Origin of the sequence: Ferdinandcohnia sp. QZ13 (genome assembly GCF_031324165.1) — a bacterium.
In the GTDB taxonomy this organism is placed as follows: domain Bacteria; phylum Bacillota; class Bacilli; order Bacillales; family Bacillaceae_L; genus Ferdinandcohnia.
Genome location: NZ_JAVIVW010000001.1, coordinates 1506171 through 1520295 on the forward strand (window position 1 = coordinate 1506171; position 14125 = coordinate 1520295).

Genomic DNA, 14125 nt, shown 5'->3' on the forward strand with positions numbered 1-14125 from the left:
GTACTTCACCTTACCTTCCAACAAATTGTGGTTTTCTTTTTTCCACAAAAGACTTCATTCCTTCAACACGATCCTTACTTGCAAAAGCATTCCCAAAACAAGCCGTTTCAAGATCCAAGCCCGACTGTAAATCTACCTCTGTCCCACGGTTGATAGAGTTTTTTAACATTTTCATTGCAACCCGTGGCTTTTGTGCTAGTTTTTCAGCCCAAGCAATTGCTTCTTCAAGTACTTTATCCGATTCAACTACTTTATTGACCAATCCTACTTCCAATGCTTTTTCTGCATCAATCATTTCGCCAAAATAGAGTAATTCCTTTGCTTTAGCTTGACCGATTAAACGTGGAAGGCGCTGCGTCCCTCCACCACCAGGAATAATACCTAAATTGATTTCAGGTAATCCGAACTTTGTTGTTGGGGAGCCAATTCGAAAATCACATGCAATTGCTAACTCACACCCGCCACCTAGGGCAAGCCCGTTTACTGCGGCAATTACCGGCTTCGAGATGGATGCAATTTTGTCATAGGCAAGACGAGATATTCTCGACATTTCCATCATGTCAACACTATCTAGGTTGACCATTTCATTAATATCAGCACCTGCAGCAAAAGCGCGATCTCCTTTTCCAGTAATAATGATGGCGCGAACCTCTGTATCTTTTTCAAGTTCATCAAATAAAGTGAATAATTCTTTATATACTTGTGTACTTAACGGGTTATATGGAGGTCGATTTAAATAGACGATTCCGATATGTTGGTCATTTGTATGATATTGGATTGTATCCATTTTTTTATGCACAACCTTTCTCTTTTTTTAAGAATTGTAGTCGTACCAGCCTGCTCCTGCTTTCTTTCCAACACGGCCTGCGCGAACTAAATTACGTAGGGTGAGTGGTGCTGCAAATCGTTGATCTTTAAATTCCTCGTAAAAATAATCCATCACATGCAAGCCAATATCCACTCCTGCATAATCTTGTAGTGTGAATGGACCCATTGGATAGTTAAGCCCCAAGGTAACCGCTTTATCAATATCTTCTGGTGTAGCAACTCCTTCTTCTACTAAACGGATAGCCTCGATAAACTGAGGAATCATAATTCGATTTACAATAAATCCTGGTACGTCTTTCTTTACTTCAATTGGCTCTTTTTTCATTGCGATTGCCAACTCTTTGAATACGCTTACAGTTTCATCACTCGTTTTGTATCCCCTAATGACTTCTACTAATCTCATTACCTGTGGGGGGTTGAAAAAATGCATCCCCGCAACCTGTTCAGGTCTATTGGTTGCACTTGCAAGTACAGTAATCGACATTGATGAAGTATTGGATGCAATTAATGCACTCGGTTTTAATATTTCATCTAATTGCTGAAAAATTTCCTTTTTCGCATCTAAATCTTCAATGATTGCTTCGATGACAGCCTCACAATCTCCCACATCGGCCATGTTGGTTGTTAGTTTTATTCTTGAAAGAATCGCTGATTTTTCATCTTGGGTTAGTTTTCCTTTGCTAATTGATCTATCCATTAATTTTTCCATACGTGCTTGTGCATGATCTAGGAATCTTTGGTCGACGTCTACGAGTACGACATCAAATCCACATATTGCAGCTTGATGGGCAATTGCACCACCCATCGTTCCTGAACCAATAACACCAATTTGGTTAAGTTCCATGGTATAACCTCCATTATGTATATTTTTCATATAAAAATCATAATTTTTACAATTTTCATATTAATTATAGTGTTTTTATTGTAAAGTTTTTACCTGAAATTTGAGGAATCGAAAGACACCAATTTCGTAAATTTGAGGAAAGGAAGGCTTTTCTACGGCTCTTTTGATAAGGATGTTTTCGCAAACTTTCTTGTTTTTGACACAATTGATTTCCGCTGCATTTTGAAAATTCTCCCTTGAATTTGCACCGCACGAAGAAAATGAAAATTCATTTTCGAGGAGGTGGACGCTTTCCGCGGGCGTGGCTTGAGCCCCTCAGGCCTACACGATGTAGGTCACGAAGCCGTTGCCACAGGACGTGGCGCTTTTAGGCTTCGTTCTACTGGTCGCTCCTGTGGGGTCTCAAGTCTCACGCTTTTCCCGCTGGACTTTGAATTTCTTCCTTGAAATAACCCACGCACGAAGAAAATGCGAAAGCATTTTCGAGGAGTCGCCACCCTCCGCTTCAATCAATAGTTTTGTTTTATCCAATGGCAACAATCTTTTAGAAAAGAGCCTTTGATAATATTTACAAAATCAATTAATCGTTACTTGTTCAAGACTTTTATCATACATATACTAAAAATAAATAATAATTTTTTTACCCCGTATCTTTTCATACCCTTTTATTCGTTTATAAAGTAGAGACGCACTGAAGGAGTGATTGTTTTGCATAGTAAGCTTTGGAATGGATCAGAGGATATTAAAGAACATCAGGAATTTTTTACGGAGGAGCAGCTTCAAGAACTCTATCCGATGCTTCGACGATATTGCCAATTTATATCCCAAAACAGTTGGGATGGGGAAGATCTCGTGCAGGAATCCTTGATTAAGGCTTGGAAGCATTATAGGCACCACCCTACAATCTCTACAGCCTTATTGAATAAAATTGCCCGAAATGAATGGATAGACACGGTGCGAAAACGAAGCAAAGAGTCTCTTGATGATATTCCTGATGATGGATATGATGAGTCCGTACCAATTGAAGAGCGCTTTGAGGCTGTACAACAGCTTATTAATAAATTGACACCGAAGCAAGCTGTTATCTTTGTTTTAAAAGAAGGGTTTCAGTTTCAACTATCTGAAATAGCTGAACTATTAAATACAAATGAAACTGCCGTTAAAGCCGCGATTTATCGTGCAAAACAGAAAATGGAGAAGAAAGAAGAAATTCCACTTATCAAACAATATTGGACAGAGGAAGATCGAGAACAAATTCAAAAAGTACTGCATGAATCTTTAAACACTCAAGATCCATCCATATTAATCAGGACGTTACCTTCTATCCGTTCTTTATCGAAACATACAAATCCGACTTGTACTATGCAAAAATCACGTCTCTTCATATCTCCTTCAAGCGCTGTCTCTATGGCTGCATAATAAGATGCAAGCGAATAAGGAGGAAAACAATATGAGTACGATACCTTATGTAATTGAACAATCCAGTCGTGGGGAACGATCGTATGATATTTACTCGAGGTTATTAAAAGATCGCATTATTTTGATTGGCGATGAAATAAATGATGCTGTTGCTAATAGTATAGTTGCACAACTATTATTTTTAGCAGCGGATGATCCAGAAAAAGATATCTCTCTTTATATCAACAGTCCCGGAGGCTCAACATCTGCTGGTTTTGCCATTTTTGATACGATGCAATATATCAAACCAGATATTAGGACCATTTGTACGGGTATGGCTGCATCCTTTGGTGCCATGCTTTTGCTAGCCGGAACAAAAGGGAAAAGATTTGCGCTCCCAAATAGTGAAATCATGATCCATCAACCCTTAGGCGGGGTGCGCGGCCAGGCAACTGAGATTGAAATTTCCGCAAAACGAATCTTGAAGCTCAGAGAACATACCAATCAAATCATTGCGGAACGTACCGGTCAACCTGTTGAGAAAGTAGCAAAAGATACCGATCGAGACTATTATATGAGTGCAGAAGAAGCAAAGGAATACGGGATTATTGATGAAATAATTAAATAACCGTCTTTCTGTTTTCGCAACGGAAAGGAATGCAAGTAGCGAAAACCACCCCTTTTTACACGAATAAATTTTCCTTAAATAAATTAAAAAAGCGAATAACCATTTCAAATGGTTTTCGCTTTTCCCCTTAAAACTTAGTAATTATACTACTTTTTTCGTTTTTAGATTTAGTATGGTTGAACCTTGGAAACCCGATTAATATTGCAATAATCCCACATACGAATAGAGCGATTGGATAATAGGAATATGGAAGAATGCTAATTGGTGAAATGGATGCTAACCCTGATGCTACAAGCATTTGACCTCCATAGGGAACAAGTCCCTGCCAGCTACTAGAAAATATATCAAGGATACTTGCAGATTTTCGTGGATCAATTTGATATTCATCCGCAATATTCTTAGCTAACGGACCCGTAATAATAATAGAGATCGTGTTGTTTGCAGTAGCTAGATCTGTTGCACTAACCAAACCTGCAATTCCGAGCTCAGCACCTTTTTTCGTTTTAATTTTACTCGTTACAAAATTTAGAAGCCATTGTATACCACCATTATGCTGGATGATCCCAATCATCCCACCAATTAATACTGCAACAACCGCCAAATCCTCCATACCTATGATGCCTTGGGAAACAGCTTTAATAAACCCGGTCATTGTATACGAACCATCAATAGCACCTACGATTCCTGCAAAAATGGTCCCACCTAATAAGACAATTAGTACATTAACCCCTATTAATGCTGCTAGTAGGACGGCAACATATGGAACTACTTTAATAAAATCAAAGGAGTAATTTCCCAAAGCATCGGCATTGTTCCCAGAAGTAACGAACCAAAGAATAATAGCAGTAACGATAACTCCAGGTAAAACAATTAAAAAATTCGTTTTAAATTTGTCACTCATTTTCGTATGTTGAGTTCGAACAGCTGCAATTGTCGTATCGGAAATCATTGAGAGGTTGTCGCCAAACATTGCTCCACCTATCACTGTTCCCATCGCTAACGCCATTGGTATTCCTGTTTGCTCTGCAATACCAATCCCAATTGGAGCAAGCGCAGCAACCGTTCCCATTGATGTTCCCATTGATATGGAAATGAAACAACCCACTATAAATAGCCCAACCATTAATAAATTACTAGGTATGAAGGTTAATCCCATATTCACCGTAGACTCTACAGCCCCCATGCCTTTGGCAGTTTCAGCAAATGCCCCAGCTAAAATAAAGATAACCACCATTAGCATAATATTGGGGTGTCCAGCACCTTTCGTAAAAATATCAATTTTCGTTGATAATTTTTCATTCCTATTCATCACCAATGCAATAACAGAACTTATAATAATGGCAACATTTAATGGCATATTTGAAAAATCGCCGGAAATAACTCCTGTTCCAACAAACAATAAAACAAAAATGAGTAATGGAAACAAAGCAGAGAGGCTTCCTTTTTTAACATCCGTCAATTCTAACACTTCCTTTCATATATCAGTGCATCGTCATTCCACCCGTAACATTAATCCCTTGACCTGTCATATAATCCGAGTATGTTGAGGCTAGAAATACGACCACATTGGCGATATCTTGAGGTTCTGCCGTTCTGCCTAGCGGAACCTGAGAATAGTCCTCCTTCCTGATTAACTCGGCCGTAAGTCCTCTTAATTCACCGCCTATTACTCTTTCTTTATGCTTCATGGCGGTTTCTACAATACCAGGACAAACCGCGTTCACATTGATTCCATCCTGAGCCAATTCAATGGCCATTGTTTTGGTAAGACCTAGAACAGCATGTTTGGAAGCAACATAGCTACCCATTAAGCGGTACCCATTTTTACCCGCTTGCGAGGATATATTGATAATCTTTCCACCTTGCCCTTGTTCTTTCAGAGTTCTTGCTACAGCTTTACTAAACAGGTATACTCCTTTTGCGTTAACGTCCATCACTTGGTCCCAGTCTTCTTCTTTTATATCAATCGCATAATCCATTTTAGAAATTCCTGCGTTATTCACTAAAATATCTAAGCGTCCAAAATGCTTTGCTACCTCTTGAACCGCTTTTTCAACCTGTTCACTTTTTGTAACGTCTGCCTGAAAGTAAACTATCTGATCATTGGGATTTTCCGAGTTGATTTCCCTATCCACTACAGCTACTTTTGCTCCACAGTCCAAAAAAGCGTCCACAATTGCCTTTCCGATTCCTTGAGCACCACCAGTTACAATCGCTACTTTTCCTGTTAAATCCATACAATACATTCTGTATTCCCCCATACTTGCATCTAAAAGTATTCCAATATAATTACTTGGTTTTATTCTCAAAAAGGGATGTAGGGACAGGTACACTGTCCCTACACCTTCAATCAATTGGTCGAGGATTCTTCGTTCCTTATCCCCAAATCTCTTTTGAAATGTCTACGATATACTTTAATTTTGCCCACTGCTCTTCTTCCGTTAAAATATTGCCATGGTGAGTGGATGCAAAACCACATTGTGGGCTGATACATAAGTTTTCAAGTGGTACAAATTGTGATGCTTCTTTTACGCGCGCGATGATATTTTCTTTCGATTCTAATTCTCCACGCTTTGATGTAAATACACCTAGAACCACGCGAGGACCATCATTTGGGATATACTCTAATGGAGTGAAGTCCCCAGAACGATCGTCATCGTACTCTAGGAAAAAGCCATCTACTTTTTCTTTCGCAAACAGAGTAGGAGCAATTTTTGCATAGCTACCTTCGAATGCCCAGTTAGAGCGGTAATTTCCACGACAAAGGTGAGTTGTAATTGTTAAATCTTCCGGCTTGCCTTCTAGTACGCCATTTGCTACTTTTAACGCTAATTCAATTAATTCTTCACGAGTAGAGCCACTATCATTAAAAGGAATTTCCGGTGCATTCAGGCCTGCTATGTACACATCATCTAGCTGTAGGTAACGGCAGCCAGCCTCGTAAAATGCTTTAATTGCATCACGATAAGTTTGAATAATATCATTTGCGTATTCTTCAAGGTTCGGATAGATTTCCTTGTTGCGAATCCCAGCGTTGAAAAGTTGATTTGGACTTGGAATCGTTTGTTTTGCAATCGCACGGTCACCCACGATTTCCTTGAATTCAATAAAGTCTTTCACATGTGGGTGGTCAGGGTTAAATGAAATTTTCCCGATCACACGCACGTCATAGGCTTCTGTTTCTTCCCCTTTGAATTTAAATCCATGTTCCGGAACATAGCCCTCTACTCCGTTTAAGTGCTCTAAGAAATCTGTATGCCAAAATCTGCGGCGATATTCCCCATCTGTAACGGCTTGTAAGCCAATTTCGATTTGTTTATCAACACTCTTTTTAATTTCTTCTGTTTCAATTTCATGAAGTTCCTGTGCTGTAATGGTTCCTACTTGAAAATCCTTTCTAGCCTGATGAATTCTTTCTGGACGTAATAAACTTCCTACATGATCTGCGCGGAATGGTGCTTTTACTAATGTTGTTGTCATTTTATTTTTCTCTCCTTTTATTAATCTGTCATTATCTTAGGGACGCGGGCAGTTTCCTTATTCAAAGAACCCTCTGTCCACCTATGGCAAAATAGCAAATGAACGTACCGGAAACCCAGTTCCTTTTTCCGGCTTAGGACAAATATTAAATATTACTGCCCCCTTTGCCGGTACCTTATCTAGGTTAGTTAATAATTCTATTTGAAATGTATCTTGCTCAAGAACATAATATTCACCAATTAGTGAACCATTTTTCCTATAATCAATAGCTGCATCTGTATCAAACGTTTCATGGCCAACAGCTTTGATATTTCTTTCTTCAAATAAAAACTTTAGTGCCTCTATTCCCCAACCTGGAGCGTGACTATTGCCATCAGAATCTTTATTTTCAAATGCCTCTTTGTTTGGCCAGCGCTTGCTCCAGTCCGTTCTCAATGCAACAAAGGTACCTGCTTCAATTTCCCCATGTTCTTCTTCAAACTTCAGGATGTCATCAACACTTAAATTAAAATCATGATTCTCTTCTGCTTCCTTTGACTTATCAATTACAACAAGGGGGAGAACAAGTTCCTTTAACTCTAATTCCTCTAAATAACGTTGATTAGGAACAAAATGAATGGGTGCATCAATATGCGTTCCGTACTGTCCTGGAAAAGTAAAACTTTGTGCAAAAAAGCCATCCTCATGTGTAAAAAGTGTTTTAAATTCAGCATCATTAAAAGCTGAGAAATGGGGAGAATCCGGACCAAACGTATGTGTGAGATCAACCCATTCTTTACTTTTTAGGATCTCAAATGCCTTTAATAATTCATTTTCAGTTCTTACCGTCGACATACAATCACCTCAATTTATAATGGATATGCAAAAACCCTCTTCTTGAAAATAAGAAGAGGGTTGAAAAGACAAATGAAAGTGCCGCTCTTCTTATCTTCAAGCTTCTTGCTACTGGAATTGGCACAGTACTTTACCTAGTCTGTTGCCGAGGCTTCAAAGGGCCAGTCCCTCCACCTCTCTGGATAAGAAAATTTCGAATATATTTAATTATGTATTAAACATTAGACCAAAAAAAGTTCATTGTCAACTACAATGTTTTTTATAAAGTTCTATGACCTTCTTAATCTCTTCCAATTAATCTCACTAATGAAAGTTGACCCCAATATTAAGACTCCACCCACCATTTGAACAAAGCCCATATTCTCATTCAAAATGATAGCCGCCATGATCACAGCGGAAATGGGATCAATATAACTCATTACCGCGATTGTTTGCCCCTTTAATTTTTTCAACACTGAAAAATATAAAAGGTACGCAACCCCAGTATGAATAATTCCTACAATCAGTAATAGACTAATAGATTGCAGTCCCAAACCGGAGTAATTCAAGTTTTGAGTTCCGAGGATATATGGAAACAATACAATTGAGGCAGTTAATAGCTGCATAATTGTCGTTTCAAAATCTGATAGATCTTTAATAAATTTATTCATGAGAATCACACTTGTGTAGAAAGCCGCAGCCAATAATCCATACATAATACCAACAGAATGGGTATAAGCCCCAACGGCCACTCCACCTCCAGGATTAACGACCAAAAGCAATCCCAAAAATGCGAGAATAATACTGAGTCCCTTCATCCATGTCCATTTTTCCTTCAGTAAAAAAGGTGCCAAAATCATCACAAACACCGGGGCAAAATAATAACTAAGAGTGGCGTTGGCAATCGTTGTATACCGATATGACTCAAATAAAAAAATCCAATTAAAGCCTAATGCTGCCCCCGATAAAAGGAGTAAGATTAGGTTCTTCTTTGACGTTTTGAATGAAAACTTCTGCTTGACTAGAAAACTAGCACCAATTAAAAATAAACTACCAAATGCTCCCCTGAACAAAGCAACTTCGCTAGAGGACAAATCAATATTCTTCACAAACAAACCAATGCTACCAAAAATCAGCATCACAATAATAAAAATAAACTTTGCCTTCATAATCCTTCTCCTAATAGGTCATGGGAACACCTTGTCCCAATAAAAATTCGGGACAAGGTACCTGTCCCTCCGTCCCATTTTAATGTAAAAAACAGAAGACCTCAATAACGAGGTCTTCTGTTTTCATCATGTTAGATTGCTTTTTTTACATTGTCAGCTTTTTTATCTTCTTTTCCTGTATCTAAGAAGTTTAATAGCTCCTCAACTTCAGGTGAAACGGTAACACCTCTACGTTTATTGATGTAACCTCCCGCAAAGAATACAATTGTTGTTACGATTAATGGGAAAGCAGTTTCCACATCCGTAGGGATAATGTCGGTTAATTGTGTGATAGCAAAACCAACGATACCCGCTACGATAGAATAAATGGCTACTTTTCCATTGCTGTATTTAAACTTAGAGAATAAACCAAATAGTAAAGGTACTGCCATTGGACCAACTAATGCTGAGAACCAAGTTATTACGAGACCAAGTACACCACCAAAATGTTGTTGGTTAATACCAACAATCATGGTAATAACGGTAAACATAATTGTTAAACCACGTGCAACCCAAAGAGACTTTTTATCTACATTTTCTTTCATTTCTTTAAATTTCTTATTTAGAACTGGTAAGATATCACGTTGAACAACTGCTGTTAAAGCGTTAATATCAGATACAGTCATACCCATTGTACTTGCAAACATAGATGCTAAAACTAATCCAACTAGACCAGCTGGCAAGAATGTTTGAGTTAACATTGGATATAATTGTTGAGCTGGATCACTTAAATCACTAAAAATTAATGGTGCTGCAACCATTGGTAAGAAAATTAACAATGGCCATACAAAGTATAGGACAGCTGAAAGTCTTGCTGCTTTCTTTGAATTTTCACCATCTGGTGTTGAGATAAATCTTGCTGCAAGGTTCCAGTTACCACCGTTGTAGTCAAAGAATTTAACGAATAAGAACAAGAATACCCATAGTGGAGTATAAGAACCATTAAATGGACTTGCATGACCATCTGGTAGTTCTCCCCACATTGTAAATACGGAGCCAAGTCCACCAAGTTGGCTGAAAACGCCCACAAAAATAACGATACCAGCGATTAACTGTACAAGGAATTGAACAAAGTCAGTAATTAAGTCGGCCCATAGTCCGCCAATTGTAACATAAATTAAAGAAACTGAACCTGATAAAAGAATACCTAACCAAATTGGAAGACCAGTAAAACCTGCCAATAAAATACCCATAGATGCCCATTTTGCACCAATATCAAGAAGCTTAATTAATACCCCAGTCCAAGCTGTTACTTGTTGAGCGGGTAATCCAAAACGAATAGCCATGTATTCAGTTGGTGATTGGATTCCTAATTTTTCACGAAGTCTAGGCCATCTTGGTGCGATAAATTTTGCCCCAACAATTAACCCAATTCCGATTGTAACTGCCCACCAGAAATAAATCGTAATCCCATATGAATAGGCAATTGCTGCATATGCTACGAACACTACCCCACTGTGACCAGATACGTGGTGAGAAACCCCAGAAAGCCACCAAGGAACCTTCCCTCCACCCACGAAGAAGTCACTTGAACTATTATTTGCTTTATAACTAAATATCCCGATTCCGATCATTACTAGGAAAAACGCACCTAAAACAATCCAATCTAATGTTGCCATAATTATCTCATCTCCTATTTCTACTAGACTTTAGGTCCAAATATTCTTAATGCATTTAAAGGTTTATTTCCTTCATTCCGAAGCGTAAAACCGCTTACTTTTGCAGGTATGAAAAATTGATCACCGATGTTTAATGCTTGATTAAATCCTTCTGAAACAATTGAACCGCTTCCAGAAAGAAGATAAAGACCAGAAAATACACCATCATTGGTTATATCGATTTCACTTTCGACTTCAACTAGTGTCATCTTAAAATAAGGTGTTTGTTGATAACCAATTAATTCAATTTCGCGGTTATTCCTGACTTCTGTTCTAACGAAAGGCTTCACATACCATTTTTCAAGAGTTTCCTCTCGTGTATAGGTATCATAATTGAAGCAATCAAACATTTTTTTAAAGCCAATGCCTTGATGACACATAAGATCATCAATTTCAAATCCTGATGGGGACACCTTTTCGATGCGAATTGTAAGATCAGTCGGCTCTTGAATTTCGACTAATAGACATCCTGAACCAATTGCATGTGGTGTACCACCTTCAATTAAAAATGTATCTCCGGGTTTGACATCGTATTTGTGCAGACAATTTAGCATTCCTTCTATATCCTGGTTTTCAAATAAGTTTTCCCAAAGCTCTCTTGTAACACCAGGTTTAAACCCAAGGTATACATATGGAGGTTCACCATTAATTTCTCTTCCTCCTAAGATGTGCCAGCACTCTGTTTTTCCATAAGCAGAATTAAATAATTCCTTTGCCATCTCCCGGTTCGGATGTACCTGAACCGTTAACCTTTCAGCAGAATCAATAATTTTTGCGAGAACTCCTGTATTGTTTCCGAATTTCTCAAAGTGACTTTTTCCCAAAAACTCGGCAGCGTTTTCATTAATGAGACTTTTTAAGGATACATCTATATCTGGAAGATCCACTTTGCTTAAGCCTTCATCAACGATATGTTCACGTCCGACATTTCTGGCAGAAACGATTGACATCAGCCATTCTTCGGGAAAGTGGTTATCATCTTGATCTGCAACCCCATGTAACTCTTCTATCAATTTCCCTCCCACATAAGTCCGCCATGCCCTAGCCGGTGCTAATTTCAAAGGAAAATCTTCGTTTAATGTTGGTAAAGACTTATTCATAAGCAATACCTTCTTTACTAAATTTACTTTTAAGAATTCTTATTTTTACTAGCTTGCAATCGTTAACATACTAGTATATTAGAATACTAGCATCATTAATTTTATTTTGCAATACCTTTTTTAAGCGATTTCAAAAATTATTTTATTATAACAAAATCAGAGTTAGCTTGTTAATTTTTGGAGATAATAAAGCTGAATAGTATAAGGAGGGCCACAATGATTTACATCTATAATGATTATGCTGGGACACATAGTACTGCATTAGCGGCAGCCTATCATTTAAATAAGCTACCTACAGACCGGAAGCTAACAAAAGATGAAATTTTGCATGTAGATTATTTTAATAAACTAACCCAGAAGGATTTCGGGAAATTTTTCCTTCACGGCATTGATGAGGATGGTCATCCCGTCTATTCAATTGGTCGTAAAAGGAGTAAATTTTTCGTACCCGCTCTTAAACAATTAAGTGCAATCCTTCAAGAAAGATACGGACAAAAAGAAAAAATCATTTTTTCGAATACATCCCCAACGGTTCCGCTTGCCATGACAATGGGTGGATTTTTCTCTAGAGGGATTCATATTGATTTTATCGGTGTCCCTCTTCTTGTGATAGGCGCAAAGCAAGCTTGTGGTACGATCCAGAATTTAGTTGAATATACAAAGCAAACTGCAAAGTCCTCTAGTGAGGATATTTTGATATTGGATAATAAAAATTTCAAATAAAAACACTCACAAAGCTTTAGTTAAAAAACTTTGTGAGTGTTCTACTTTCATTAATGTTCAAGCTCTCGAACCGTTCCTTCTTGTTTGCCTTCGAGCATCATCGTTTTCAAATCATGTCCAGATGGATTTTGGAATAAGCGAAGCCCGAATTCCTGCGCAACCGCAAAAAGATGGTCAAAAATATCAGCCTGATTGGTTTCATACACGGCCCATCTTACGTCGTTTGTAAATGCATATATTTCAAGTGGCAACCCGTGCTCTGTTGGGGCTAGTTGCCTAACCATCAATGTCATTTCCTGATTTATTCCATGATGCTGTTTAAGGTAATTGCCTACATAGGCTCGAAATACTCCGATATTTGTAAGAGCTCTTCCATTAACCGGATTGTTCCGGTTAATTTCATGCTTGATATTGTATTCCTCAATTTCGTGTTCCCTGTTCGTGATGTAATCAGAAAGTAGTTGGATTTGTTTAAATTTCTCAATCATTTCTTCCGTACAAAATGAAATACTAGCTGTGTCGATAAATAAGGAGCGCTTTATTCTTCGCCCTCCTGAGGACTGCATTCCTCTCCAATTGATAAATGAATCGGAAATCATGGCATAGCTTGGAATTGTCGTTATCGTTTTATCAAAATTTTGCACTTTAACTGTGACTAATGAGATATCAATTACATCCCCATCTGCCCCATATTTAGGCATTTCAATCCAGTCACCAACTCGAACCATATCATTGGATGTCAACTGTACACCTGCAACAAGACCCAATAAGGAATCTTTAAATATCAACATAAGAACAGCCGATAAAGCACCAATTCCACTTAACAAAAGAAGTGGACTCTTCCCCATTAGATTCGCGATAATCAAAATAATCCCAAAGGTGATGACAATAATTTTAACTACCTGAATATATCCTTTTATCGGGCGAGTCTTCGACACCTCATAGGTTTGATACATATCATTAATGGCATTTAATATGCTACTAAGAACCATTAATCCAACGATGATGATATATGTATTGGCACCCATTTGAATCAAATGCTCATAATTTGGAAAGGTTGTAGAAAAGCGGTGAATGATAATCGCCGGAACAATATGGGATAGTCTACGAAAAACCTTTCTCTCCAAAAGCATATTATCCCATTGATATTTGGTTTTGGATACGATTCGTGTGATGATATTAATGATCACTTTTTTTGTGATAAAATTGGCCACTATACAGATGAGCGCAATAAAAAGAATCATCAATACACCCGATAGATAATGCGCCCATGCTGGGTCCAATCCATAATCTATAAGTTGCCTATTAATAAACTTCATATTTCCCCTCCATGGTATGTTTTTTGGCTGTCTCCATACGCGTGTAGTGAGATATTTACTATTATAACAGATTGTTGTGGCGGTCTTCTTTACTAATATATTACGTTTGTCCAAAAAAATCGCGTA

Annotated in this window: 13 protein-coding genes and 1 riboswitch; of the genes, 3 read left to right on the plus strand and 10 right to left on the minus strand. The window is 38.0% G+C overall.

Features of this window, described 5'->3' with window-relative positions; translation table 11 throughout:
- Window positions 1-10 precede the first annotated feature (10 nt).
- The gene (locus tag RGU12_RS07265) at window positions 11-787 is read right to left on the minus strand and encodes an enoyl-CoA hydratase/isomerase family protein (protein WP_309535470.1); all 777 of its coding nucleotides are present in this window, start codon (window positions 785-787) and stop codon (window positions 11-13) included.
- A gap of 27 nt (window positions 788-814) precedes the next feature.
- A complete protein-coding gene (locus tag RGU12_RS07270) occupies window positions 815-1672 on the minus strand; it encodes a 3-hydroxyacyl-CoA dehydrogenase family protein (RefSeq protein ID WP_309535471.1) in 858 nt (285 codons plus the stop codon).
- 708 nt (window positions 1673-2380) lie between these two features.
- Between RGU12_RS07270 and RGU12_RS07275 the strand changes: the two genes are divergently transcribed.
- A complete protein-coding gene (locus tag RGU12_RS07275) occupies window positions 2381-3091 on the plus strand; it encodes an RNA polymerase sigma factor (protein WP_309535472.1) in 711 nt (236 codons plus the stop codon).
- Window positions 3092-3095: 4 nt separating this feature from the next.
- Window positions 3096-3698 (plus strand): ATP-dependent Clp endopeptidase proteolytic subunit ClpP, encoded by a 603-nt coding sequence (gene clpP, locus RGU12_RS07280; RefSeq protein WP_309535473.1) that lies wholly within the window; start codon window positions 3096-3098, stop codon window positions 3696-3698.
- Window positions 3699-3825: 127 nt separating this feature from the next.
- Here clpP and RGU12_RS07285 read toward each other — a convergent pair whose 3' ends face one another.
- From RGU12_RS07285 to RGU12_RS07315, 7 genes are all read right to left on the minus strand, one after another.
- The gene (locus tag RGU12_RS07285) at window positions 3826-5157 is read right to left on the minus strand and encodes a Na+/H+ antiporter NhaC family protein (RefSeq protein WP_309535474.1); all 1332 of its coding nucleotides are present in this window, start codon (window positions 5155-5157) and stop codon (window positions 3826-3828) included.
- Window positions 5158-5179: 22 nt separating this feature from the next.
- The gene (locus RGU12_RS07290; RefSeq protein WP_309535475.1) at window positions 5180-5944 is read right to left on the minus strand and encodes an SDR family NAD(P)-dependent oxidoreductase; all 765 of its coding nucleotides are present in this window, start codon (window positions 5942-5944) and stop codon (window positions 5180-5182) included.
- 130 nt (window positions 5945-6074) lie between these two features.
- Complete coding sequence (locus tag RGU12_RS07295; RefSeq protein ID WP_309535476.1) at window positions 6075-7178, minus strand: 5-methyltetrahydropteroyltriglutamate--homocysteine S-methyltransferase; 1104 nt, start codon at window positions 7176-7178, stop codon at window positions 6075-6077.
- 81 nt (window positions 7179-7259) lie between these two features.
- Entirely contained in the window at window positions 7260-8012 is a 753-nt protein-coding gene (locus tag RGU12_RS07300; protein WP_309535477.1) for a cyclase family protein, read from the minus strand.
- A gap of 87 nt (window positions 8013-8099) precedes the next feature.
- Window positions 8100-8201, minus strand: a riboswitch (SAM riboswitch).
- 80 nt (window positions 8202-8281) lie between these two features.
- Window positions 8282-9160 (minus strand): DMT family transporter, encoded by an 879-nt coding sequence (locus RGU12_RS07305; RefSeq protein ID WP_309535478.1) that lies wholly within the window; start codon window positions 9158-9160, stop codon window positions 8282-8284.
- 131 nt (window positions 9161-9291) lie between these two features.
- Entirely contained in the window at window positions 9292-10818 is a 1527-nt protein-coding gene (locus RGU12_RS07310) for a sodium:solute symporter family protein (RefSeq protein WP_309535479.1), read from the minus strand.
- 23 nt (window positions 10819-10841) lie between these two features.
- Window positions 10842-11957 (minus strand): type I phosphomannose isomerase catalytic subunit, encoded by a 1116-nt coding sequence (locus tag RGU12_RS07315; protein ID WP_309535480.1) that lies wholly within the window; start codon window positions 11955-11957, stop codon window positions 10842-10844.
- 216 nt (window positions 11958-12173) lie between these two features.
- On the opposite strand from RGU12_RS07315, the gene RGU12_RS07320 reads away from it, so the two are divergent.
- Entirely contained in the window at window positions 12174-12680 is a 507-nt protein-coding gene (locus tag RGU12_RS07320; protein ID WP_309535481.1) for a DUF3189 family protein, read from the plus strand.
- Between the two features lie 50 nt (window positions 12681-12730).
- Here RGU12_RS07320 and RGU12_RS07325 read toward each other — a convergent pair whose 3' ends face one another.
- Window positions 12731-13999, minus strand: coding sequence for a mechanosensitive ion channel family protein (locus RGU12_RS07325; RefSeq protein ID WP_309535482.1), 1269 nt, complete (start codon window positions 13997-13999; stop codon window positions 12731-12733).
- Between the last annotated feature and the right edge of the window lie 126 nt (window positions 14000-14125).

What these genes read in the sequence shown, in the direction of transcription:
- RGU12_RS07265 (WP_309535470.1), bottom strand. Translation starts at nt 787, where the DNA reads ATGGATACAATCCAATATCATACAAATGACCAACATATCGGAATCGTC.
- RGU12_RS07270 (WP_309535471.1), bottom strand. Translation starts at nt 1,672, where the DNA reads ATGGAACTTAACCAAATTGGTGTTATTGGTTCAGGAACGATGGGTGGT.
- clpP (WP_309535473.1), top strand. Translation starts at nt 3,096, where the DNA reads ATGCAAGCGAATAAGGAGGAAAACAATATGAGTACGATACCTTATGTA.
- RGU12_RS07290 (WP_309535475.1), bottom strand. Translation starts at nt 5,944, where the DNA reads ATGTATTGTATGGATTTAACAGGAAAAGTAGCGATTGTAACTGGTGGT.
- RGU12_RS07295 (WP_309535476.1), bottom strand. Translation starts at nt 7,178, where the DNA reads ATGACAACAACATTAGTAAAAGCACCATTCCGCGCAGATCATGTAGGA.
- RGU12_RS07300 (WP_309535477.1), bottom strand. Translation starts at nt 8,012, where the DNA reads ATGTCGACGGTAAGAACTGAAAATGAATTATTAAAGGCATTTGAGATC.
- RGU12_RS07305 (WP_309535478.1), bottom strand. Translation starts at nt 9,160, where the DNA reads ATGAAGGCAAAGTTTATTTTTATTATTGTGATGCTGATTTTTGGTAGC.
- RGU12_RS07310 (WP_309535479.1), bottom strand. Translation starts at nt 10,818, where the DNA reads ATGGCAACATTAGATTGGATTGTTTTAGGTGCGTTTTTCCTAGTAATG.
- RGU12_RS07315 (WP_309535480.1), bottom strand. Translation starts at nt 11,957, where the DNA reads ATGAATAAGTCTTTACCAACATTAAACGAAGATTTTCCTTTGAAATTA.
- RGU12_RS07320 (WP_309535481.1), top strand. Translation starts at nt 12,174, where the DNA reads ATGATTTACATCTATAATGATTATGCTGGGACACATAGTACTGCATTA.
- RGU12_RS07325 (WP_309535482.1), bottom strand. Translation starts at nt 13,999, where the DNA reads ATGAAGTTTATTAATAGGCAACTTATAGATTATGGATTGGACCCAGCA.